The sequence below is a fragment of the Dolichospermum lemmermannii CS-548 genome, assembly GCF_028330815.1.
Classification (GTDB): Bacteria; Cyanobacteriota; Cyanobacteriia; order Cyanobacteriales; family Nostocaceae; genus Dolichospermum; species Dolichospermum lemmermannii.
The window spans coordinates 21,803-44,252 of the sequence record NZ_JAQMTJ010000324.1; the positions used below are offsets into that span (position 1 = coordinate 21,803).

Below are 22,450 nucleotides of genomic sequence, written 5' to 3' on the forward strand. Positions count from 1 at the left end.
CTACATGATGTTCATGAATTGTCAAACTATCAATTTTGATAACTGAAATTTTCCTTATTTACCACCACATAGTTCCTGGTTCACCTTTAAATGGTCCAACAATATCAGAAGTAATCCACCCTCCGTAAAAATCACCTGTTTGGGCTTTAACTAATTCATCATTCACATAGCAAGCATCCATTAAACTAGGATAAAAACTGTAATATTCTTGAATTGATTCAAAATTAGGACTAGGTTGAATATATCGCCAAGCACCATTATTTATGTATTTATCTCCTACGGAAATATCATAATATTGACACCAACCTTTCCATTCACACCAAGTTTTTCTAGGTGTCTCTATTAAATGTTCTAACTGAATATCTTCAGCCGGAATATAATAACCTGGAGGATGACTTGTTTCTAAGACTCTTTTAGCTTGATGTGTTTGAGCCAAAACCATCCCATTAACAATTATCTTGAGATGTTTGTTCGTATTTTCTAAAATTGCCGGACGGGGATAGTCCCAAACTGATTCTTGACCTGGTTGTGGGGGGATAGGATTTGGTTTCATGGTTAGTAATTATGCTTTTTTTTAATTATACAACTTGACAAAGAATCAACCCAAACCACTCTTTTTTATCTGTCCAAGTTTTTACAGTTTTCAATCCTTTATCTGACAAGTTTTTTTCCATTGTTGCTAAATTAAACTTACGAGAAATTTCTGTAAGGATACTTTCTCCTGCTTCAAAGTTAACCTTTAAATCCAAAAGTTCTAAAGATACCCAATGGCTTTTTTGGCAATGTAAATACATTTCAATTTGATGATCAACTTGATTATAAACAGCTTGATGTTTAAACAAACTGATATCAAAGTTACCTTGAAACCGCCAATTTAAATGAGAAAGCATATTTAAATTAAAAGCAGCAGTCACTTCCTGACTATCATTATAAGCAGCTTCTAAAATATCCAGGGGCTTTTGTAAATCAATCCCTAGCAGAAAGTAATCTCCTGGTTGTAAGGTTCGAGAAACTTGATTTAAGAAAATATCACATTCTTCCTGATTAAAATTCCCTAATGAACTTCCCAGAAAAAACAACATCCGTGATTGTAAATAATTCGATTCTAGATGAACCAAAGCCTGTTCATAAGTTCCTAATAACCCATGAATAGCAATATCAGGATACTTTTCTTGTAACTGTAAAACACTAGTTTTCAGAATACCCCCACTAACATCAATAGGAAGATATCTACAAGAATTAGCAATTTTTTGATAAGCCGTTAATAAAGCTTGAGTTTTCGTAGAACTACCACTACCTAATTCTATCAAGTCACAACAATTTGTAATTTCGGCAATTTCATCAGCATATTGTTCTAAAATCCAGGCTTCTGTGCGAGTCGGATAATATTCTGGTAACTCACAAATTTTTTCAAATAATTGAGAACCAGGATCATCATAAAAATATTTGGGAGGTAAACTTTTCAGTTTTTCAGTTAACCCCTTAATAACATCCTTGCCATCAATACTTAACTCTTGATAATGATGATCTAAAACGGTTAAAGGTTGTGTAATCATTTTCTAAATCCTCTAGAGTGATTATAAGATCCCCGACTTCTGATATCAATTGATAATTTATTCACAAAATAAAAAAAGAAGTCGGAGATCTCGATTTTATTAATCCAAACTTTCAGCAACTCTAAAACCGACGTGCTGATAAAAATAAGGACGAAACCAGTTACGATAACAAGGTAAAGCCATTGTACCATTCGTTGCCCAAGAACCACCCAACATCATAAAATGTTTATCATCAAAAAAGGGTGCAGATTGATCCTCATAAAGATGGTGAGTTTTAAATCCTGGTAAGGGTTTGAATGTTTCCCCTAACCATTCCCAGACATTACCCCGTAAGTCAGAAAGTCCAGATTGATGATTTTCTGAAAACATTCCCACAGGCGTGGGAGAAATAAATTGTAAGTTAAGATTATAGTTATTTGCTAAACTGGAATCTTCAGATATTTTTAGAGCTTGATGCCATTCTGCTTCTGTCATTAACCGAGTATTTTTACCTTTCCACCGACAAAATGCCATGGCTTCATAATGGTTAACTTCTACAGGCCAATCTAAAGGTAAATCTAGTTCATCAAATGTAGCACGATAGCGATAGTTATTTTCTTGGTGTATCCAGAATTTGGGATATTGGATATTGTAGAGTTGTTTCCATGCCCAAGATTCAGTATGCCAATAATTTACATTATTATAACCACCGTCTTGAACAAATTCTAAAAATTCTCCATTGGTAATGAGATATTGACTTGCTAAAAATGGTTTTACTTCAACTTCTAAATGACCATATTCACTATCCCAACCAAAAGTTAAATCATCTTGGCGTTTTCCTAATTTTACTACATCACCAGGAACTTCTCGCATTTGATGATGCGGAATTTCTCCATTAGTCGGTGCATAATTCCATCCTTGGGGACGTTTTAAGTTCTCAACGGGTAATTGACGCAGCAGCATGGAAGAGGTTTCGACATGAATACGACTATGTTCTATTCCCATTAATAAAGCCCAAATAGGATGCTGTTGATGAATGGGTAAATCTAAAGGAGTCTTATTAATGATTGTGGTAATTTCTGCTCTGGCTTTATTTCGATATTCCCAAACTTTTTTGATATTAGGCCAGTTGACTCCTTGAATGGCTACCTCTAGTTCTGCTGGTGTTTCTGGATCAACTCCTATTTCAAATAAGGTTTCATATTGGGGATTAATCCGATTTTTTATTAATCCCACTTGAATTAATTTGTTAATATAAAAAACAGCCGAATGTCCAAGATAGAAAATTAATTTATTTCTTAAAGGATCGGGATTTAGATAAAATGTTTCTTCTTTAACCAAACTCTTCATTAAGGTTTCTTCCAGTTCCCAGGAATTTTCAAAATATTTGAGTAGGGTTGTGGAACTACAATTATCGAGTTGGGGAATATGAGCATCTGTCATTTTCTTAACCTGGGGGAATTATGGGGATGACCTGAATAAATTAACTTTTGTAAATAAAGCCAGAGACTAATTTTAGCATTGATGGAAATTTTATCTCAGTGATAAACACTTACAGAATTTTTTGGGCAATAATTACAGGCTATAGAGTTAAATAGCCTATATTGGGACTATTTTTTGATTTTTAACTAAAATTTAATATTTTTGGCAATTTTACCAAAAACTAGATTCCTAGATTTACGGAAGACAAATATAAACAGTCTTTTTAGGCTAATCTAAAATAAGGATATGAATTTCCAAAATGCCAAATTATGCAAGCAAATTCGTTAAGCTTATACATTGCCCCGACTACATTAGGTACGAACCAACCTATATTAAGGTTAAAAAAAATAGATAAATGTTCTTGCGACTGGTAATAGATAAGGGGCAAACCTCTTGGAAGTCATTCTAAGACCGCGATGAAGCAGGAAATAAACACTAAGATTATCGCTGTCCAGATGTGTCTAGACTTTGGTAATTTTGGGTAAGTTTTATAGAACGGAGATCATAAGTAATATGTGTTTAATGACCACTGACTACTGACTACTGACCACTGACCACTGACTAATGACTAATGACTAATGAGTATTTCCACTTCCGTGCTGAGTGATTTACTAAACTCACTCCCCCATCTGCGACCTCAGTTATATTTTAAGGCTTCACTAACTGCTCTCTCCCATGCAATGGAAGATCAAGTTTTAGCAGCCAATTTAGACAGTCCTTTGATCATTGCTAGTTTCCAGCAAGAGCGATTTTACCGGCAAGAAGCTCATCGTTATCAGCGACTTGCAGAAAAAAGTAATCAAATATATGTATTATCTGCACCAGAAACAGAGTTTGCTAATAGCTCAGAATATTATGAAAAGGTCGCTTTTGAGCCTGATGATGCTTTAGCGCAAGAATGGCATTTGCTAGTAATTGCTGATAACTATGCTACTTGCTTAATCTGTCGAGAAAGCCTGGGTTCTCTGGCCAAAAATCAATATATCCCAGAGATGATTCCTAGTTTGGATATGGATACAGCGCGAAGATTTGAGGGGATTTGGACATCGGAAAAAGGGGTATGCTTAAAAGCCGCTCAATTGTTATTAGATAGAATTGAGATTTATCGGCCAGATTTAGCGGATAAAGTTGATGAAGTGAAGCAGCGGTTAAATATTAAGGAATCAACAAACAAGTTAAAAGTTATTTCTAATCATGAATATGTAGATTATATTGATACAGATCCTTTTGTGCAGAGGTTGGTGACATATCTGCAAGCTAGTCAGTATAAGCTGCATAAAGCTTACCGTGCGATTGCGGCTCAAGCAAGGAAAGAACGGTTGGTAAATTCCATTAGTACAGCAATTAGGCGATCGCTTGATCCACGAGAAATTCTCCAAGTTGCGGCTCAGGAGTTGGGACAACATTTAGAAGCCTGTCGTTGTCTAATTTATCGCGCCCAAGCTACAGATGCCAAAGCTATAATCGAACATGAATTTTTGAACTCTAATGTTACATCTGTACTAGGGCAAAGTTGGGAGTTACAAAATAATCCCCTGTTTCAGCAGGTGCTACGACAACAGGAGGGAGTATGTGTAGCTGATACCGTGGGGGACTCCAAAATAAAGAAATCAACAGCCTTATCGTCAATTGTGAAGAAGTTTAGCGTGCGTTCTTGGTTAATCGAACCCGTATTATATCAAGGGCGACTATTGGGAATTGTGGAGTTACACGATTGCCATTTTCCTCCCCATGAATGGCAACCAGGGGAGTTAGACTTAGTGAAGGCGATCGCTACTCAAATTGGTGCAGCCCTGATTCAAGCCGAATCTTTTGCTAATTTAGAAGAACTCAACCAACAACTAGAAGCCTTAGACCGCACCCGCAGTAACTTAATTGCCATTACCGGTCATGAACTCCGCACCCCCCTATCTACCATTCAAGTTTGTTTAGAAAGCCTGGCTACAGAACCGGATATGCCTTGGGAATTGCAACAAATAATGCTGAGTACAGCCCTTTCCGACTCCGAAAGAATGCGGAAACTGGTACAAGACTTTTTAACCCTTTCTAACTTAGAAAGTGGTCGGGTAGAATGGCATCCTGAATCATTAACCATCCAAGAATGTGTAGATTTATCCCTCAGTCGCTTACGGACGCGCTCCAGTCAAGAAAAGATCCCAAAAATCAAAACTCAAATTTCTGCCAACCTACCTTTAGTCAGGGCTGACGGTGATTGGTTAGTGGAGGTAATCGCCAAACTTGTAGATAATGCTTGTAAATTTACTCCCTCTTCTGGGCAAATTATTATTAAAGCCATTAGCAATAGTCAGGAGATGCTAGAAGTCACCGTAGCGGACACAGGAAGGGGAATTGAACCCAACCGCCTAGAAATCGTTTTTGACCGCTTCTACCAGGAAGAAGGGGCATTACGGCGAACAACCGGTGGGACTGGATTGGGTTTAGCAATTTGTCGCCAAATTGTCAACGGCTGGGACGGAAAAATTTGGGCAGAATCCACAGGTAAAGATCAAGGCAGTCAATTTCATTTTACAATTCCTATCGTCCAAGGCAGCCAGGAAAATAATTAACAACTAACCACTGTACGGGCGAAGCATTTGGAGAACTATTTTTGGCAATGACCGATAATTTATCTTCCAAATGCTTCGCCCCTACTGACAACTGACAACTGTACGGGCGAAGCATTTGGGGAACTATTTTTGGCAATGACCGATAATTTATCTTCCAAATGCTTCGCCCCTACTGACAACTGACAACTAACCACCAACTAATTACTAAAAACTGTTACAGTCTATAACGCGATCGCAACATAAGTCGAGTTCCAATGTTAGTATGCCGTAAAAACCTACAAGAGACAGTTTATGGCAACTTTGACTGGAAAAACCCCAATCTTTGGTGGCAGCACTGGCGGACTACTCACAAAAGCTGATGTAGAAGAAAAGTACGCTATCACCTGGACTAGCCCTAAAGAGCAAGTCTTTGAAATGCCCACAGGTGGCGCTGCTAAAATGGTAAAAGGCGAAAACCTACTTTACATTGCTCGCAAAGAGTACGGTATTGCTTTAGGCGCGCAACTTCGCAAATTCAAAATCACCGACTACAAAGTTTACCGCATTCTCCCCGGCGGCGAAACTACCATGATTCACCCTGCTGATGGCGTTTTCCCTGAAAAAGTAAATGCTGGACGTTCTATGGTGCGTCACGTACCCCGCAGAATCGGTCAAAACCCCAACCCTGCACAAATCAAATTCAGCGGTAAAGCTACTCACGACGCTTAGTACCGCAGGGCGGAATTAAAAATTAACAATTAAAAATTAAAAAAGCAGAAATAACTAGCTTTTTGTGTGATTTTTAATTGTTGGTTGATTTACGCCGTTGTCAACTAATCGTTATGTAGTGGGTAATGGGTAATAGGGAAAAAAGAAAAATTTTGCCCCCTTACCCATGACTAAAAGCTCGTTGTTAATTTTTAATTTTTAATTGTCAATTTTTAATTATTTATGATTTTCCCCGATTTCGACCAGTTTCAAAAGCTTGCTGTCCAAGGTAATTTCGTGCCAGTGTATCAGGAATGGATAGCCGACTTAGATACACCTGTATCCGCTTGGTATAAAGTTTGTGCAGATCAACCTTACAGCTTTTTGCTGGAATCGGTGGAAGGTGGGGAAACTGTAGGGCGTTATAGTTTCTTAGGTTGTGATCCTTTGTGGATTTTGGAAGCTAGGGGTGATAAAACAACCCAAACCCATCGAAATGGTGATCAACAGGTTTTTATAGGTGATCCGTTTACAGTTTTATCTGAATGTTTAGCACCTTATCACCCAGTAAAATTACCAGAATTACCTTCAGGAATTGGTGGTTTATTTGGGTTTTGGGGTTATGAATTAATAAATTGGATTGAACCGCGTGTACCAATTCATGCCCAAGATGAGCGCAATATCCCCGATGGATTATGGATGCAGGTAGACCAATTATTGATTTTTGACCAGGTAAAACGGAAAATTTGGGCGATCGCCTACGCAGATTTACGTGATCCAGCAGGTTTAGAGGTAGCATATCAAAAGGCGAGCGATCGCATTCAGGAAATGGTCAGGAAGCTATCTTTGCCCCTATCACCAGAAAACACCAGAATATCTTGGACAGCCCCTGGAAACAAGCCTAAAGCGGGCATAGAGGACTATACCAGCAACTTTACCCAGACAGAATTTTGCGCCAGTGTGGAAAAAGCCAAAGCACATATTAAAGCTGGTGATATTTTCCAAGTTGTCATCTCACAACGCTTATCCACAGAATATACAGGTAATCCCTTCGCATTATATCGTTCTCTGCGGCAAATCAATCCTTCGCCTTACATGGCTTATTTTAACTTCCAAGACTGGCAAATTATCGGTTCTAGCCCCGAAGTCATGGTCAAAGCCGAATGCAATGATGAAGGGGAAATTATCGCCACAGTCCGTCCCATTGCGGGAACTCGACCCAGAGGGAAGACAACAAAGGAAGATGCAGCTTTAGCCGCTGATTTACTTCAAGACCCCAAGGAAATCGCCGAACACGTCATGTTAGTAGATTTAGGACGCAATGATTTGGGGCGGGTGTGCAGCAGTGGTAGTGTGAAGGTTGATGAATTAATGATCGTTGAACGCTACTCTCATGTGATGCACATTGTCAGTAATGTGGTGGGTAAGTTAGCACCGGGTAAAACTGCATGGGATTTACTCAAAGCGTGCTTTCCTGCTGGGACAGTTAGCGGTGCGCCTAAAATCAGGGCGATGGAAATTATTAATGAGTTAGAACCAAGTCGCCGAGGTGTGTATTCAGGTGTCTATGGATATTATGATTTTGAAGGACAATTGAATAGTGCGATCGCTATCAGAACTATGGTATTACATAATCAAACGGTAACTGTCCAAGCTGGTGCAGGTTTGGTGGCTGATTCTGACCCCGAAAAGGAATATGAAGAAACTCTGAATAAAGCTAGAGGGTTATTAGAAGCAATTCGTTGTTTAAGGTGAGAATTTATTTTCGCGCAAAGACGCTGAGGAGCAAAGACGCAAAGTTTAAGAGTTTGGATTTTCCTGATCAATACTGGAGTTAAACTATGATACCAGCTATTAGTAGACCTTCAACTTTACTGGGTGAGATTAAAGTTGAAAAAGTAGATAAATTCAATTTATTTAAATTTACTGATGAACTCCAGAAGCGAATGGAAGAACTTTTGGAGAGAAAAAAAGCTGATTTACTGACTTCAGAAGAAGTTATAGAATTGGAAGCTATTGGAGAGTTAGATAGAGTTTTCACTCACATCAATGCGATGTTAGTAGCTCAACTATGACGAACATAGAGAATATAGACAATATCCCCTTCAACAGTAAAAATTACACGATATTTATTTCTTCTTTTCCCATATAAAAGTTGTCTTATTTCTTCAGAAAAATCATCATTTTCTCTAGCAAAAGCGCAACGTTTAGGTTTATCTTGCAAAGTAGCAATAGTATCCATTAAATCCCTAAACCATTGATCCGCATAATCAGGATTATTTTGTTTTAGCCAAAGATATGCAGCTTCTATTTCTAGTTTGGCATTACCAGTTAATTTAACCTGAAATTCCATGTTTTTGGTGCATTTCTTCAATAAACTGATTGAGAGATTGTGTATTACCTGTTGCTATATCTTCCAATCCTTTCTTTATACCGATGAGAGTTTCTAACTTTTCCAAAGTATCAAGTAATTGTTGATAAGCAACAGCATCTTGTACCACTAATTCTGCTTTCCCGTTAACTGTTAAAACTATAGGATTTCCAGTTTCTTTCATCTGACTAATCAGTTCATTCGTATTGCGTTTAAAGGTTGAGAGTGACTGAATATCTCGACTTAAATTAATCATGAGAATTACTCCGCACTAAATTTGCGTCTAATTTAATGTTATCACAAAAACGTCAAAATTATTGATATTCCATCAATCCATAAGCAAGAATATATCAATTATTTTATTTCTAAAAGTGTTGAATTTTGCAACAAAACTTTATCTATCTGTTGTAAAAGCGATTCTAAATTAGCAGAATTATCTAAAACCACATCAGCACGAGCAATTTTTTCAGCAATAGGTAATTGACTATTAATTCTCGCTGCTGCTTGTTCTGGTGTTAAATTATTCCGTTCTATTAATCTCTCTTTTTGCTGTTGTGAGGAACAAGATACCACCCAAATTTGATTAACTAGATTTTCTAAATTAGCTTCAAATAATAAAGGAATCACTAAAATTAAAGTATTTGCAGATGATTCATTAATAGCTTTATCAAAACAATTTCTCACATAAGGATGAATTACCCCTTCTACCCAACAACGTTCTTCCGGTTGATTAAAAATAATTTCTCCTAATTTAGCTCTATTTAAATTACCATCACTTAATATGATTTCTGTACCATATTTTTCGGCAATTTCTGACAAAATAGGAGAACCGACAGATACCGCGTCTCTCGCATAAATATCTGCATCTAAAATCGGTAAATTGTAAGTTTTAGCTAAATAATTAGCAACTGTACTTTTACCCGTCGCAATTCCACCAGTTAAACCAATTAAATTCTTAGTCATTGGTTATTAGAAAATTTAATTATGGCATTTGTTAAACCTTCTAAAGTATATTCTTCTGCTTCAATATCTACTCTCCCAAATACACTTTGACAGGTTTTTGAAGTTTGGGGACCAATGGAAGCTATGCAAACTCTGGCTAAATTTTCGGGATTGTAGGTAAATATATGCGCTGTTAATTGCGAGAAAAATAGCACTGTTTTAGAACTGGCAAAGGTAATAATATCTACAGTATTATTAACTAAAGCATATTCAGCCGCAGCCGGGATACTTTGAGGACAGCAAGATTCATAAGCGGGAACTTCAATTACTGCTGCACCTTTGGCTGTTAATTCCTTTACTAATACTTCTCTTCCACCACTTTCAACTCTAGGAAATAATATCTTTTTACCTGTTAGTGATTCGGGAAAGTTTTCCACCAAAGAATCAGCCACAAAGTTAGGAGGAATAAAATCAGCTTGGATATTTTGTTTTTGTAAACTTTGGGCTGTTTTTTCCCCAACAACGGCAATTTTCACACCTGATAAAGCATTTTTATCTTGACCGGATTTTTCTAATCGCTCAAAAAAGTATTCTACACCATTACTAGAAGTGAGAATTAGCCAATTAAAAGTTGATAAATGCAAAATTGCCTGATCTAAAGCTGACCAACTGCTAGGGGGTCCAATTTCTAAAGCTGGCATTTCTATCACATTAGCACCTGCGGAGGTTAAGCGATCGCTAAATTGATGGGATTGTCCCACAGAACGGGTAACTAAAATGGTTTTCCCAGTTAAAGGAGAAAGATTGTAATTCACGGTTGACATTCACTTAATAATTTTTGGTTTCGCGCAAAAGAGTATCCGTAGGTTGGGTTGACGCAAGGAAACCCAACATTTCCTGTACCCCAACATTTCCTGTACCCCAACATTTCCTAGAGTTAGTTGGGTTTCACTTCGTTCTACCCAACCTACAATTTTACAAATGGAAATCTTTTACAGGTAATCGCGTAATCGCACAACTTCACCAATGACTATAACTGCGGGAGAGAGAGATAAACCAGTGGTTTGTTCGAGAATATTTCCCAGTTCTCCTGTCCAGACTTCTTGACTAGGTGTTCCAGCCCAACGGATAATAGCAATTGGTGTAGAATGGGATTTTCTATATTTTATCAGTTGATGGATTATTTCTGGTAAATTTTTTCCTCCCATCAAAATTACTAAGGTTTCTAAACTTGCTAATGCTTCCCAATTTAAACTTTCTGGTTCATGGGCTGTACAAACTGCAAAACAACGACTAAGAACGTTATCTGTAAGCGGAATTCCAGCTAATAATGGTGCAGCTAATGCGGAAGAAATTCCGGGAATGATTTCAAATTCACAACCTGCATTTTTTAAAGCTGTAATTTCTAAAATACAGCGCCCAAATATCAAAGGATCTCCCGATTTTAGTCTAATAACTTGTTTCTTTTCTAAACAATGTTTTACTAATAAATCGTTGATTTCATTTTGGGAAGTGCTAGGTTTACCTCCACGTTTACCAACATCTATTTTTAAGCAATCAACAGGGACACAATCTAATAATTGACTATCAACTAAAGCATCGTACACCAACACTTCAGCAGATGCTAACAGCCGATAGGCTTTAACGGTTAAGTATTCTACATCTCCAGGACCGGCACCAACAAGGTAAACTTTACCTATTTCTTTAATCATATTTATTGTTGACTTTTAATAATTTACCATTGGGTTTTGATACGATATATAATACTAAGTTAGGATGAGAATAGAATCAGATTTTAAGAATTATTGACCGCAGATAAACGCAGATAAACGCAGATAAAGACGGATGAATTAATGGATTTCCTCTGCCCTAGTAGTCAATACTCACCAAATTTCGCTAGATTAGATTAAGGTACACCTAATAGGAATTTTCAATGTCAGCACAATTATTACTGGTAGATGACGAACCGGGATTGCGGGAAGCCGTCAAAGAATACTTACAAGAAAGCGGTTTTAGGGTTCAAACTGCCAGTAATGCCCGTGAAGGTTGGGACTGGATGCAAGCAAACACCGCTGATTTGGTCATTTCTGATATTATGATGCCCCAGGTAGATGGCTATCAATTCCTCAAGCAAATGCGGGATGACCCCCGTTTTCAGGCTCTACCAGTGGTATTTTTAACTGCTAAAGGGATGACAGGCGATCGCATTCAAGGCTATCATGCAGGTGTTGATGCGTATTTACCCAAACCATTCGATCCTGATGAATTAGTCGCCATAGTTGAAAACTTACTAGCGCGTCGCAGCGCCCAAACTCCCTCAACCGGGGAAAACAGCGAAACTCCAAATCTTGCCGATTTGGCTAATCAAATCGCTCAAATTAGAATACTATTAACTCATCGGAGTGCCATATCCCAAACGCCAGCCCCGTTTAAAATAGATTTGACTCCTAGAGAGCAAAGTGTTTTAAATTTGGTAGCAGAAGGATTAATGAATAAAGAAATTGCCCGGCGCTTGGAAACCAGCGTCCGCAATGTCGAAAAATATGTGAGTCGTCTATTTAGTAAAACTGGTACTAATAGCCGCACAGAGTTGGTTCGTTTTGCTTTAGAACATGGTCTAGCAAAGTAAACTACTCTACTTATGATGAGAGTTACTTGGTAAAAAAATGGTAAAGTGCACCTGGATAATTTTGCTGCCGAGATAGTAACACAATGTCAGACATTTTTACTTGTAATTTTCCTAGCTTGCCAGCATTGAGACGCAAATATTGTAGACGTAATTTTACGTTTACAAGCGAACTCATTATTAAGAAAAACAGGTAAAGGCTAACTTTTCCAACTCAATATTGAAAAATCTGAATTAGACTGGTCACTATCAAAAATTACACCAATAACTATTGAATAGTATCAGCGAAATTGCGTAAACGCATCATTTGGCGACGCATTTGTGGGGAGGCTTTAAACTCCGAAATCTCCTGAGCTTTTACAGATGCTTGTAAGGTTTCTAAAAAATCATCAGATCCTTCAGTTAAAGCCTCTAGTAATACTTGTAACAGTTGCTCACGATCACTTAATAGACTCTTTTCCTCAATCAGGCGGAATTTGAGGTGAATTTCACACTCATAAACACCTACTTCTGGATTATTTATTTGGCGTGGTAATGCTTTAGAGTTCATAGTTTTGAGGATTCCTTTAGTTAGTGGTCATCCGGGTAGGGTTCTAAATCTTCAGAAAAATTTCTTATACTTTCTTTGTACTTTTGTGAATCCAAAGTTTTTCAAGATCAGAATTTTTTCTCATCCATAAAACTGGCATCTTATTTTACTCCCCCTGTTTTTTTTAGTTAGATTCTACTATTTTTTGGTGTTTCTTTCCTATTTATGGCATATCCGAGCCATAAACTATTATTCAATTTCTGAGATGTCATACCATGAAGTTTTTGTAAAGAACTGATTAGACCTTGTTAAAGGTTTTTACATCAACTTGTTAAAAACGTCAAGAAATATTATTTTTTTTACTTTTCTCGGATGAGAACAATTAAGCATTTGTACTGAAGATGCTCCTTTGATAAATGCAATTTATAACTGTAGGAAAATTGACTAACTGGAAGAAAATCTAGTGAAGTCACTACAAGATGAGTACATTTACATCAGAAAAAATCAGAATCAGTCAAAAAATCAGAAAATTTTTTGTGAATTATTACATACATGAGACGGAATCAATTTAGAAGAATATGGCACATTCCGGGTAAATGAGATCCGAACTTAACATCACAGCCCAAACACCAGTCCTGCTTCTGACTGCGCCCATCTGTCCTAATTTTAGACTTTCGCCGTCATTTTTGCTGTAAGCTCGAACATAGCAGTTAAAATAATTGCAGTGTAATTCAGCTAAATTCTTACACCCAAATTTATGGATAACCTGATGCTGCTCAAGTCCACAACCCGCCATGTTCGCATTTTTGCGGCGGAAATGGACAAAGATGAACTGATTCCGAGTAATCAAGTTTTGACACTAGATATTGATCCAGATAACGAATTTAACTGGAACGAAGATGCTCTGCAAAAAGTTTATCGCCAGTTTGATCAATTGGTAGAAGCGTCTAGTGGCGCGGATCTAACAGATTATAACTTACGCCGTATTGGTTCAGACTTAGAGCATTATTTGCGATCGCTTCTTCAAAAAGGCGAAATTAGCTATAATCTCTCCAGTCGGGTTACTAACTACAGTATGGGATTACCCCAAATTGCCGTAAGTAATAATCAATAACCGGAATACATATCTACCTAGTCTTGGCGAATTATATTCGCCAGCTATGTCAAGTTTTAATGACAGGTAGAGAATTAGTTCTGCTATTGCTACATATTCCCATAACAATAAAAGTTATAATGAGCCTGTGGGTTGCCAAAAATATGCGCGGTAGCAACTAATGACACGAAATACTCTGGAAAAAAATGCCAATTGTTGATCGGTGGGAAAACTATGGAAAATGATGCGGTAACGCTCTGCTGCCCAAATGAATATTGTCAATCTGCTAATCCCCTCACCCACAAATTTTGCCAGCAGTGTTCCACTCCTTTACCTAAGCGTTATTTGTGGGCTGTGGGCAATGATCTCAACTTTGGTCATCCCGGATCTATTTTAGGCGATGGGAGCAATCGCTATTTAGTTATTAATAAATCCATACTTTTAGATATTAAACCTGGGTTATTGCCCCAAATACCTGAATTAGATGATTTAGAGAAAATTAGACCTTACCTGAAATTAATTCCCTATCGTCTCCATATACCACAAGTTTATGGAATTCTCAATTTAGGTAACGGGCAGAGCAAAACAGAAATATTACTATTAGAAAGACCACCATTAATAACTGATGCAACCATCACTCAAGCAAATCTATGTAGTAGTTTAGATACTGTTTGGAGTGCAGCTTCATCAATCCGCCAAATTCATTGGCTGTGGCAATTAGCTAATTTATGGCAGCCCCTAGGCATTGAAGGAGTAGCATCTAGCCTTCTAGACTCTTATCTATTAAGGGTAGAAGGGGTATTAATTCGCTTATTAGAATTGCGTTTTGATGGAGAAACCCCCCCAACATTATCCCAATTGGGAGAATTTTGGCTGAAACTGCTCAAAAATGCCAAACCAAATATTGCCCCATTTATTCAACAAGTATGTGAATTTCTAATTCAGGGGGAAATTAACTCATCTGAACAATTAATCAAAGTTTTAGATCAAGGATTGAGCCAATTAGAAAAATCTCAAACAACCACCATTAAAATCTATACTAAAACAGACTCAGGCCCCAGCCGCCCACGCAACGAAGATGCTTGTTACCCTGCCGCCGACACTTTGATCACTAAACCACCCCAGCATAACGCCCTAGCAGTTGTTTGTGATGGTATTGGTGGACATGAGGGCGGTAATGTGGCTTCTAACCTAGCAATTGAAACCATTCAGCAACAAATAAAAGAACTTACTTCAGTTCCCAAAGACAACATAGATCCTTCCATGCTACTTTCTGATTTAGAACGAGCAGTAGCAACCGCCAATGACAAAATCAGCCAGCGTAATGATAGCGAACATCGTCAAGGACGACAACGCATGGGAACAACTATTGTCATGGCTTTGCCTATTGCCCATGAGATATATATTACCCATGTTGGTGATAGTCGTGCCTACTGGATTACCCGCCATAGTTGTCATCAAGTTACTTTAGATGATGATGTCGCGTCCCGTGAAGTCCGTTTGGGCTATGCTCTCTACCGAGAAGCATTGCAACACAGTGGTTCTGGCTCCTTAGTTCAGGCTTTGGGAATGAGTAAAAGTACCTCACTGCATCCCACATCTCAACGCTTTATTGTTGACGAAGATGCCGTTTTCTTACTCACATCCGATGGTTTGAGCGATTTTGACCGAGTAGAAGAATCTTGGGAAACAGAAATATTGCCTCTCCTCTCTGGGAAAACAAGTATAGAAAATGTTGCCCAAAGATTAATAGAAATTGCTAATACTAAAAATGGACATGATAATGTTACTATTGCCTTAATACATTACAATGTCAAATACTCTGAACCAGATATAAGAATTACAGCGGATATTTCTAATCTTTTAGCTGACACAGAATTATATTCATCAGATGATCCACACAATGGTGAGAGTTTTATTAATAATCAAAAAACTCAAGTTATTTCCGAAAATAAAACTATCAAACTTCCCCAAATACCATTACAGTTGTTTGTTATTTTGGGATTAACGTTATTATCTGGTTTATTGGGATATTGGTTTAAACTTCAATTCAAATCACCAACAAGAATAATTTCTTCTCCGACTCCTTTTTCCAGTCAGCCTCCACCTTCAACTATACAAAGAACTTTAGATAATCTCTCTCCTAATTGGGTGATTCAAGCTAATAGTTCCATAACTTTAAATAACCAACCTTTTCCCGCTGAAAGTTTTTTCCAAGTTATAGAGAAAAAAACTAATCCTAATAATGAAAATAATCCAGATGTGCGTTTGCGCCTCTGTGAAAAATCCAATCCTGCCTTAGAAACTTCTAAAATAGTTCAAGTTAACTTTTCCGAACTGCAAGATCTAGGGAAGGATATTTCTATTTTACAATCAAGTCAACCTAGTCCTTGTCAATAGGTGACAGGTATAAATTTTCCCACTAACAACTAACAACTGTACGGGCGAAGCATTTGGAGAACTATTTTTGGCAATGACCGATAATTTATCTTCCAAATGCTTCGCCCCTACTAACAACTGACAACTAACTAATGACTAAATTTGCTACTTCTGTCTAGAATATCTGTATATGTGTTTTGAACGTTTAGTTTCTACCAATCCATGTCCAGCCCGAATTTGGCAATGCCTTCGGCGAGTATAGCGATCGCCCGTCTAGTGAATACTGGCACAGATCACTTCGCCATTTGGGTAGTCCAAGCACCATATCCCAGTGGTTATGTTCTCCGTGATTGTGTTTTCTCCGCTGAACTTAATCAGGTTTGGCGAGATTGGCAGCAAATGTTTGCTGGTCATAGTCTATTAGATGTTACGTCCGGTTCAACATCTCCATTAGTTAATGGCTTACCCTTAGCTGTAATTTCACCTGCTGAAGGTCAAAATACAAGTCCCTATAGTAGTCGTTTGATGCAATCCTTGGGCATCAATTTATGGCGATGGATATTTGATGGAGCGATTTTGAGTAGTTGGGAACGGAGTCGGGGGATGGCCATGGGTCAACAGACTCAATTACGCTTTCGGTTAGAAATTCGTGATCCTGATCTGATTGCTTTACCTTGGGAAATTATGCAGCCAGAAGCCGGACAATCAGCCATGTCTCTTTCCCAGGATATTTTATTTAGTCGCACCATCCGTGAAGTTGAACCTCTGCCAGAATTGCGAACCGACCGGGCTGTAAATATTCTGTTGGTGTTAGGACATGATCATAAATTACAACTAGATCAGGAAGCATCTTTACTGAAAAAAATCTTGTTAGCAGGTCGTCCTGTGGGCAAAACTGCCGCTGGTTATGCACCTTGTACAGTAAAGACATTGGTGCAACCGACGAAGACAGAGTTAATTCAAGAGTTAGAAACTAAAGTTTATAATGTGTTTTTTTATGCCGGGCATGGACTACCAGATCCAGATGGAGGCTCATTATTTTTAGGAAATGAACTCAAAATTAATGGGATAGAATTAGCTCAAGTCTTAACGCGGACAGGGATAAAATTGGGAGTTTTTAACGCCTGTTGGGGAGCGCAACCAGCAGCAACTAATCACCAAGCTATCCCTGCTAGTAGTTTGGCAGAAGTGTTAATTCGTCATGGTGTGCCAGCGGTGTTAGGAATGCGTGATCAAATTGCTGATGCAGAAAGTTATAGTTTTATTCAAACTTTTGCTGCTAATTTGCGATCGCGTAAATTAATTGATGAGGCGGTAGCAGCAGCTAGACAAGAACTGTTGACACTGTATAAATTCAATCAACCAGCTTGGACTTTACCAGTTCTCTACCTCCATCCTGATTTTGATGGAGAACTGATTAAAGGCGTAGATGAAGGAGTTACAGAACTACCAGATCCGGAAATTTCTGGCATAGCTACCCCGGTGAATACAGCTTATTTGCGATGCCTAGGGCGGGCAAAGCCATCACTGTCACCAGGGGAGAAAACTTGGTTATTACGTCCTGGTGTTACCCGCATCGGTCGCACGAAAGATAATGATATTGTGATCCCCGAGCTTTACATTTCTAAACGGCACGCGGAAATTTTATGTCGGCATACTCTCAATGAAACTACATCAATGATTACTTATTACCTACAGGATTTCTCTACCTATGGGACTACCTGGTATTTAAGCCCCAATGGTTGGCAACAAATTCTGCGGGAAGAAGTGGCTTTAACATCGGGAATGCAGTTAATGTTTGGCAGTTCTCAAGGTGACATTTGGGAATTTATCACAGAAGAATGCAGTAAGAGTCAGGATTGAAAACCGTTGAATTTGATTTACCTGCAACCTGCTGGATTAAAATTTATTGATGGCAACAGGTGATGATGTTTATTTCCATGATTTTACGGAAATCCAATTCTTCAGGTTGTAGCTGTCAACAAGAACAATGAATTAATAGGGAAAAGAACATGAAAAACCAAGCTAAGGATTTAAATATTGTGAATATTGTCCCATCGAATCTGGATTTAGAATTTATAGAAGCACTACTAGAACCTGAAGATGCTACTTATCCCTGGAATTTGGCTGATGAATCGTCAGAAGCTTATTTTCAGCATCTAGAACTACAATTTGGTTTGCAGGATTTCACCGACGCAGAACTAATCACCAGCGCCGATAATTTTTATCAAAACTTAGATATAATTTGGGATCAAGTTTCTGTTATTGAAAATAACAACATTAGTAAAAATACAGTTAATTATCTTCAGTCAGCTTTGCAAAATGCTTTTTCGGTTATGCCTGAAGTTTTACTCACGGCAATTGCTCAAAAAGCTGCTGAAGTTTCTATTCTTGAAAAATCAGCTAGTGAGAAATTAGTGGAATGTGTCCGGGCTTTACTACCCAGTTGGGAAATGGATGATCTGTTAGTTTTAGCTCGTCCTTTTGCCTATGCAATGCGAAGTAGTGAACCACAAACATTGATATCTATAATTAGAGATTTTGAACATCGAGATTGGGCAAATTTATCAGAAATAGAACAAGTAAAAATTACTTTAGCGATCGCTGATTATGCCCTCCAACATCTCTCAAAATCTGATTCTTAAACTTAGTTTTGACTCTGTTCCCTGTCCCTGCTATCTGCTATTTTGGGTCGAGAAACCGGGTTGCAAAGTTTTTTGATCTTGTTGGTGATAATACCCTGGCTTTGAGAATGGCTGCCATGAGAAAAGCATAGGACAAAACACCAACTACCACCAAGAAAAAAGCATTAATCGAACCTGTGGCATTCCATAAAGCGTGAAGTGCAGAAGCACTCAAATAACCCACAGAGAGAATTTGCTTTCCTTTCAGGGGTTTTAACACAGCCAAACCAACAAAATAGCCTAAGTATCCACTGTAGGCCATGTGTCCAGCCACAGAACCTAAAATGCGGGGAATAAGTAACTGTAAACCCACTGATTGACCAGAATTTTGGGAAATTAAGGGGACATATTGACCAAGGGTTTCTAGTAAGGTAAAGCCCACAGCGGAAGCTGTACCCAGGAGAATGCCATCTAAGGGTTCCCAAACCCCAATCCGTTCTCGCCAAGGTGAAGGTAAGGAATTTCCAATCCAATATGCCCCTAATACTGGTAGTATTTTCAGCAACTCCTCCATTAACCCCGCCCCAAAAAACATCCGTACGAATAATTCGGTGAAGGTAATACCATCTGGAGATGTCGTATCTAAAGTCCCAGGTAAGATATCTCGGAATACTTTGATGAATAAATCTAATAGAGGACTCAGCAAAATTAACATTGTACTCAGTGCCGCAGCTATGAGTACCCACCAAGGCTTAGACTTACCACATAATTGATAAACAAAGTAGTAAGCCGCAAAAGCGATATAAGATCCGACAATTACTTGATTGGCTTGAGGATGACCCACACTAGCAAACATTAACACCACAAAAACTACCGTGAGGATTCCTGGGATCAGGTAGGCTTTGCGAGTTAAATCCTTACCAGTAGAGATAATAGGAAACAATTGTGTGAAGCTTACAGAATCCTGCTTTGATGACAGACTTTGGTTATTGATAGATGATAATACTGTCGCTTTACTCACATTAATTATCGTTTTTTGAGCAATAACTTCATACTCAAAAATAAATTGTGGTCCATCAGCGCCAAGGGAAATGCGATCGCCTAAATGTAATTCTTGACATCCTTTTAAGTGTTCTCCATTTAAAAAAGTGCCATTGGCGCTATTTAAATCACAAATTACCCAGCTACAACCGCTATTGGTCACTAAAGAAAGGGGACGAACTACCGCATGACGACGAGATACCATCCGGTATATCATGGCATCCAAGACAATTTGGCAGATGGGGTCACGTCCAATTACCATTTCTTTACCAGGAAGCAACGAGTAGCGAGATGCTGACTCGGAAACTTCGACCTTACTGGACACCAACCGCAGAAATGCATTCTGTGTTGCGTTTTTGCCTGTCATCGAGTTACTGAGTGTGTCTAAACAAATTCTCTGGCTGATGCCACGCTATCAGATTTTGTGGTAGTAGAGTTAATTTTCGCCATATTCACGGCCGCACCACCTCTGAATATACCATAGCTTCTCTAACCATTACTCCCATTCAAAATACAAAATTGAAAAAAATAATAGATTAATAGCAATAATCCGCATTTAATTCCCTTTTTGAGAATTATTACTCCGAATTATCAAATAACTAATTGATAAAGAAAGAATCGCAATACCTAAACCGATAATTTCGATACCTTCAGTAACTTTCAGGTCAAGAATAATAATTTTTCTGGCAATAGCAATTAAAGAAGTAACAATAACTAGTTCAACTTGTAAAACGTGCTTTTTGAGATAGCCAGTAATATTTTCTAGTATTTCTAAAGCAATTAAAACATTGAGAAATAAACCGAAAGTTTGAAACAATGTCTTGCTAAAACTACCTTCTTGTGGAGAAAGTATTTCCTTAAAAATAAATATTGCTAAATCACCAAGTGTTGCAAGAATTACTATTACCATAAGTAGAGATAGTAATTTTGCAACTATTACCTCAATAACTTCAATCATGTGCATGAAGCTTTTATCACTGGTAAGTTCTAGAAAGCTTTTAATGAATTTTCTCATTTGATCCTCCTTGATTAAAATTAATTTGGAAATTACGAAGATAAAACAAAAATCCTGTAGATAAATCTCAAGGATAAAAAAGCATAATATATTTTCTCTTTTCACAAACTTTGCAGTTTAAGAAAGTGCTTTTCAAAGTAATATAGGACTGATATTTGATTTTGGAAATATCCGTAGGGTGGGCATTACCCACCGGATAATACTTGAATTTTTATGGCTACGCCACGCAAACTATCAAATATCATTGACAGTTCCTATAGTTTATCACTTGTATTTTAAAATTAATCCTGATCATGATTTAAGAATTGAGGTATCTAAAAAAATAATCATAACTATTGATGATTAACTATAGGTTAAATTGTGAATTCCTCATTTATGAATATAGTTAAAAGCTTACCATTGTCAAGACTAAATGGAAACTTAGTTTTACCACGACGTGATGCCTTTGGCGATCACTGCGATCGCATTTCTAGCCACTGATTATCAACAATACCTAAAGTAGCAGCATTACGTAGATGAATCTCAATGTTCCAAAATTGTGCGCCTGTACAGTATACTAATGATTAAACTGCATCATATACAAAACTTAATCATAAAACAATTAAATTCAAAATCTGACACAATCTATTACTCAAAAATTAACACTGGAGTAATAAACAGACATCACAAAACTAAAAAATGCTACAATAAATAACATACCTGAATATCATTTACATTTTTCTGGAGGAAATATTATGTTATCAACAGAACTTCAACAAGAATCCATGATCAGCAGAATTGAGAAAATTGTGGCTATTTTAATGGAAGAACGTCCTTTGTTTAAAGAAGAACTGAATGATGAGGAAATGATTCAGCATTTATGTAACATATTTCAGAAAAATTTATCTATTGAGGAGTTTAATATTATGGAAGATCAAGACTTAAAAAAACGTTGTAGCGGTATTTTGTCTGTAGAAATGCTGTCAGGATTGTTAGATGATTTAACTCCTGAACAAATAGCTATTTTTGACGAAGCAGTTAAAAGGAAATAAAAAATGACTTATTTATTAGATACCAACATAGTTTCTTTTGCTATCAAAAATAATCTCATAATTAAGGAAAGATTAGAAGAATTACGTTCACAAGAAGAATTAATATCTATTAGTTGCATTACTTATTTTGAGGTTAAAAGAGGTTTGTTTGCAGTAAAAGCAAGTAAACAATTAGAAAGATTTGATGATTTTTGTAGGGATTTTGAAATCATTTTCTTGGATGATTTAGCGATTTTAGAAAAAGCGGCAGAAATTCATGCAAATCTCAGGTTAAGAGGATTACCAATCCAAACAGAGGATATTTTAATTGCTGCAACTGCTATTATTAAAGATTTTATTCTTGTTTCTAATGATAGTGATTTATTGAGAGTTGAAGGATTAAGTTTAGAACCCACCTTCCGCACCCTAAACTGTCACACAACGAAAAATGGTCGTTTGGGGATTTGATATTAGCGATCGCCACCTAAGATTTCGACGATTTTGTATCAAAATTATCCTCACAGGTATTCAAAAATCCGAAATTACCGA

General features: G+C 37.5%; 23 protein-coding genes and 1 pseudogene. 11 read left to right on the plus strand and 13 right to left on the minus strand.

The genetic code is table 11. The features are described from left to right. Window positions 1-58: 58 nt before the first annotated feature. The 3 genes from PN450_RS23335 to ovoA form a co-directional block, all read right to left on the minus strand. A complete protein-coding gene (locus PN450_RS23335) occupies window positions 59-553 on the minus strand; it encodes a DUF427 domain-containing protein (RefSeq protein WP_015079637.1) in 495 nt (164 codons plus the stop codon). Between the two features lie 25 nt (window positions 554-578). Beyond that, entirely contained in the window at window positions 579-1,556 is a 978-nt protein-coding gene (gene egtD, locus PN450_RS23340; protein ID WP_271837710.1) for an L-histidine N(alpha)-methyltransferase, read from the minus strand. A 99-nt stretch (window positions 1,557-1,655) separates the two neighbouring features. Further along, a complete protein-coding gene (gene ovoA, locus PN450_RS23345; protein ID WP_271837711.1) occupies window positions 1,656-2,978 on the minus strand; it encodes a 5-histidylcysteine sulfoxide synthase in 1,323 nt (440 codons plus the stop codon). 617 nt (window positions 2,979-3,595) lie between these two features. Here ovoA and PN450_RS23350 point away from each other — a divergent pair. Beyond that, window positions 3,596-5,584 (plus strand): DICT sensory domain-containing protein, encoded by a 1,989-nt coding sequence (locus tag PN450_RS23350; RefSeq protein ID WP_271837712.1) that lies wholly within the window; start codon window positions 3,596-3,598, stop codon window positions 5,582-5,584. Here the strand turns inward: PN450_RS23350 and PN450_RS23355 are convergent. Then, the gene (locus tag PN450_RS23355; protein ID WP_271837713.1) at window positions 5,553-5,675 is read right to left on the minus strand and encodes a hypothetical protein; all 123 of its coding nucleotides are present in this window, start codon (window positions 5,673-5,675) and stop codon (window positions 5,553-5,555) included. The genes PN450_RS23350 and PN450_RS23355 overlap by 32 nt on opposite strands. Window positions 5,676-5,875: 200 nt before the next feature. Here PN450_RS23355 and PN450_RS23360 point away from each other — a divergent pair, with 200 nt between their 5' ends. From PN450_RS23360 to PN450_RS23370, 3 genes are all read left to right on the plus strand, one after another. Next, window positions 5,876-6,292, plus strand: coding sequence for a photosystem I reaction center subunit II PsaD (locus PN450_RS23360; protein ID WP_015079642.1), 417 nt, complete (start codon window positions 5,876-5,878; stop codon window positions 6,290-6,292). 222 nt (window positions 6,293-6,514) lie between these two features. Beyond that, a complete protein-coding gene (gene trpE / locus PN450_RS23365) occupies window positions 6,515-8,026 on the plus strand; it encodes an anthranilate synthase component I (RefSeq protein WP_148765829.1) in 1,512 nt (503 codons plus the stop codon). Window positions 8,027-8,112: 86 nt separating this feature from the next. Next, complete coding sequence (locus PN450_RS23370; protein ID WP_271837714.1) at window positions 8,113-8,346, plus strand: hypothetical protein; 234 nt, start codon at window positions 8,113-8,115, stop codon at window positions 8,344-8,346. Here PN450_RS23370 and PN450_RS23375 read toward each other — a convergent pair. The 5 genes and pseudogenes from PN450_RS23375 to cobA all read right to left on the minus strand — a co-directional run. Beyond that, on the minus strand, window positions 8,337-8,624 hold the full coding sequence (locus PN450_RS23375) for a type II toxin-antitoxin system RelE/ParE family toxin (RefSeq protein WP_271837715.1): 288 nt from the start codon (window positions 8,622-8,624) through the stop codon (window positions 8,337-8,339). The genes PN450_RS23370 and PN450_RS23375 overlap by 10 nt on opposite strands. Next, on the minus strand, window positions 8,608-8,898 hold the full coding sequence (locus tag PN450_RS23380; RefSeq protein ID WP_168499821.1) for a type II toxin-antitoxin system Phd/YefM family antitoxin: 291 nt from the start codon (window positions 8,896-8,898) through the stop codon (window positions 8,608-8,610). The genes PN450_RS23375 and PN450_RS23380 overlap by 17 nt, the downstream gene beginning before the upstream one ends. A gap of 98 nt (window positions 8,899-8,996) precedes the next feature. Further along, window positions 8,997-9,605, minus strand: a complete 609-nt coding sequence (coaE, locus tag PN450_RS23385) for a dephospho-CoA kinase (RefSeq protein ID WP_271837716.1) — start codon at window positions 9,603-9,605, stop codon at window positions 8,997-8,999. Next, window positions 9,602-10,408 (minus strand): uroporphyrinogen-III synthase, encoded by an 807-nt coding sequence (locus tag PN450_RS23390; protein WP_334311508.1) that lies wholly within the window; start codon window positions 10,406-10,408, stop codon window positions 9,602-9,604. The genes coaE and PN450_RS23390 overlap by 4 nt, the downstream gene beginning before the upstream one ends. A 171-nt stretch (window positions 10,409-10,579) precedes the next feature. After that, window positions 10,580-11,296 (minus strand): annotated as a pseudogene (cobA, locus tag PN450_RS23395) (uroporphyrinogen-III C-methyltransferase); the annotation flags it as partial. A 221-nt stretch (window positions 11,297-11,517) separates the two neighbouring features. On the opposite strand from cobA, the gene PN450_RS23400 reads away from it, so the two are divergent. Further along, a complete protein-coding gene (locus PN450_RS23400) occupies window positions 11,518-12,213 on the plus strand; it encodes a response regulator transcription factor (protein ID WP_213711317.1) in 696 nt (231 codons plus the stop codon). Between the two features lie 265 nt (window positions 12,214-12,478). On the opposite strand, the gene PN450_RS23405 is transcribed toward PN450_RS23400, so the two are convergent. After that, window positions 12,479-12,760 (minus strand): Npun_R1517 family heterocyst differentiation transcriptional regulator, encoded by a 282-nt coding sequence (locus PN450_RS23405; RefSeq protein ID WP_213711316.1) that lies wholly within the window; start codon window positions 12,758-12,760, stop codon window positions 12,479-12,481. 736 nt (window positions 12,761-13,496) lie between these two features. Here PN450_RS23405 and ndhM point away from each other — a divergent pair. After that, window positions 13,497-13,853, plus strand: coding sequence for an NAD(P)H-quinone oxidoreductase subunit M (gene ndhM, locus PN450_RS23410; protein WP_041457849.1), 357 nt, complete (start codon window positions 13,497-13,499; stop codon window positions 13,851-13,853). A gap of 213 nt (window positions 13,854-14,066) precedes the next feature. Next, a complete protein-coding gene (locus PN450_RS23415) occupies window positions 14,067-16,232 on the plus strand; it encodes a PP2C family protein-serine/threonine phosphatase (RefSeq protein WP_271837717.1) in 2,166 nt (721 codons plus the stop codon). Here PN450_RS23415 and PN450_RS23420 read toward each other — a convergent pair. After that, window positions 16,206-16,349, minus strand: a complete 144-nt coding sequence (locus PN450_RS23420; protein WP_271837718.1) for a hypothetical protein — start codon at window positions 16,347-16,349, stop codon at window positions 16,206-16,208. The genes PN450_RS23415 and PN450_RS23420 overlap by 27 nt on opposite strands. Before the next feature lie 105 nt (window positions 16,350-16,454). Here PN450_RS23420 and PN450_RS23425 point away from each other — a divergent pair, with 105 nt between their 5' ends. Together PN450_RS23425 and PN450_RS23430 are read left to right on the plus strand one after the other, a co-directional pair. Next, complete coding sequence (locus PN450_RS23425; RefSeq protein WP_271837723.1) at window positions 16,455-18,074, plus strand: CHAT domain-containing protein; 1,620 nt, start codon at window positions 16,455-16,457, stop codon at window positions 18,072-18,074. A 149-nt stretch (window positions 18,075-18,223) separates the two neighbouring features. Then, entirely contained in the window at window positions 18,224-18,856 is a 633-nt protein-coding gene (locus PN450_RS23430) for a hypothetical protein (protein WP_271837719.1), read from the plus strand. 37 nt (window positions 18,857-18,893) lie between these two features. Here PN450_RS23430 and PN450_RS23435 read toward each other — a convergent pair whose 3' ends face one another. Both PN450_RS23435 and PN450_RS23440 read right to left on the minus strand, forming a co-directional pair. After that, complete coding sequence (locus PN450_RS23435; RefSeq protein WP_168651835.1) at window positions 18,894-20,243, minus strand: PrsW family glutamic-type intramembrane protease; 1,350 nt, start codon at window positions 20,241-20,243, stop codon at window positions 18,894-18,896. A gap of 189 nt (window positions 20,244-20,432) precedes the next feature. Beyond that, entirely contained in the window at window positions 20,433-20,891 is a 459-nt protein-coding gene (locus PN450_RS23440; protein ID WP_213717982.1) for a phosphate-starvation-inducible PsiE family protein, read from the minus strand. A gap of 734 nt (window positions 20,892-21,625) precedes the next feature. Between PN450_RS23440 and PN450_RS23445 the strand changes: the two genes are divergently transcribed. After that, entirely contained in the window at window positions 21,626-21,922 is a 297-nt protein-coding gene (locus PN450_RS23445; RefSeq protein WP_148765803.1) for a hypothetical protein, read from the plus strand. A gap of 3 nt (window positions 21,923-21,925) precedes the next feature. After that, window positions 21,926-22,369: a type II toxin-antitoxin system VapC family toxin gene (locus PN450_RS23450; protein ID WP_271837720.1), complete on the plus strand. Its 444-nt coding sequence runs from the start codon at window positions 21,926-21,928 to the stop codon at window positions 22,367-22,369. Window positions 22,370-22,450: the final 81 nt, after the last annotated feature.

What these genes read in the sequence shown, in the direction of transcription:
- PN450_RS23350 (WP_271837712.1), top strand. Translation starts at nt 3,596, where the DNA reads ATGAGTATTTCCACTTCCGTGCTGAGTGATTTACTAAACTCACTCCCC.
- PN450_RS23380 (WP_168499821.1), bottom strand. Translation starts at nt 8,898, where the DNA reads ATGATTAATTTAAGTCGAGATATTCAGTCACTCTCAACCTTTAAACGC.
- egtD (WP_271837710.1), bottom strand. Translation starts at nt 1,556, where the DNA reads ATGATTACACAACCTTTAACCGTTTTAGATCATCATTATCAAGAGTTA.
- PN450_RS23390 (WP_334311508.1), bottom strand. Translation starts at nt 10,408, where the DNA reads ATGTCAACCGTGAATTACAATCTTTCTCCTTTAACTGGGAAAACCATT.
- PN450_RS23360 (WP_015079642.1), top strand. Translation starts at nt 5,876, where the DNA reads ATGGCAACTTTGACTGGAAAAACCCCAATCTTTGGTGGCAGCACTGGC.
- coaE (WP_271837716.1), bottom strand. Translation starts at nt 9,605, where the DNA reads ATGACTAAGAATTTAATTGGTTTAACTGGTGGAATTGCGACGGGTAAA.
- PN450_RS23435 (WP_168651835.1), bottom strand. Translation starts at nt 20,243, where the DNA reads ATGACAGGCAAAAACGCAACACAGAATGCATTTCTGCGGTTGGTGTCC.
- trpE (WP_148765829.1), top strand. Translation starts at nt 6,515, where the DNA reads ATGATTTTCCCCGATTTCGACCAGTTTCAAAAGCTTGCTGTCCAAGGT.
- ndhM (WP_041457849.1), top strand. Translation starts at nt 13,497, where the DNA reads ATGGATAACCTGATGCTGCTCAAGTCCACAACCCGCCATGTTCGCATT.
- PN450_RS23425 (WP_271837723.1), top strand. Translation starts at nt 16,455, where the DNA reads ATGCCTTCGGCGAGTATAGCGATCGCCCGTCTAGTGAATACTGGCACA.
- PN450_RS23440 (WP_213717982.1), bottom strand. Translation starts at nt 20,891, where the DNA reads ATGAGAAAATTCATTAAAAGCTTTCTAGAACTTACCAGTGATAAAAGC.
- PN450_RS23430 (WP_271837719.1), top strand. Translation starts at nt 18,224, where the DNA reads ATGAAAAACCAAGCTAAGGATTTAAATATTGTGAATATTGTCCCATCG.
- PN450_RS23405 (WP_213711316.1), bottom strand. Translation starts at nt 12,760, where the DNA reads ATGAACTCTAAAGCATTACCACGCCAAATAAATAATCCAGAAGTAGGT.
- PN450_RS23375 (WP_271837715.1), bottom strand. Translation starts at nt 8,624, where the DNA reads ATGGAATTTCAGGTTAAATTAACTGGTAATGCCAAACTAGAAATAGAA.
- ovoA (WP_271837711.1), bottom strand. Translation starts at nt 2,978, where the DNA reads ATGACAGATGCTCATATTCCCCAACTCGATAATTGTAGTTCCACAACC.
- PN450_RS23335 (WP_015079637.1), bottom strand. Translation starts at nt 553, where the DNA reads ATGAAACCAAATCCTATCCCCCCACAACCAGGTCAAGAATCAGTTTGG.
- PN450_RS23445 (WP_148765803.1), top strand. Translation starts at nt 21,626, where the DNA reads ATGTTATCAACAGAACTTCAACAAGAATCCATGATCAGCAGAATTGAG.
- PN450_RS23400 (WP_213711317.1), top strand. Translation starts at nt 11,518, where the DNA reads ATGTCAGCACAATTATTACTGGTAGATGACGAACCGGGATTGCGGGAA.
- PN450_RS23370 (WP_271837714.1), top strand. Translation starts at nt 8,113, where the DNA reads ATGATACCAGCTATTAGTAGACCTTCAACTTTACTGGGTGAGATTAAA.
- PN450_RS23415 (WP_271837717.1), top strand. Translation starts at nt 14,067, where the DNA reads ATGGAAAATGATGCGGTAACGCTCTGCTGCCCAAATGAATATTGTCAA.
- PN450_RS23450 (WP_271837720.1), top strand. Translation starts at nt 21,926, where the DNA reads ATGACTTATTTATTAGATACCAACATAGTTTCTTTTGCTATCAAAAAT.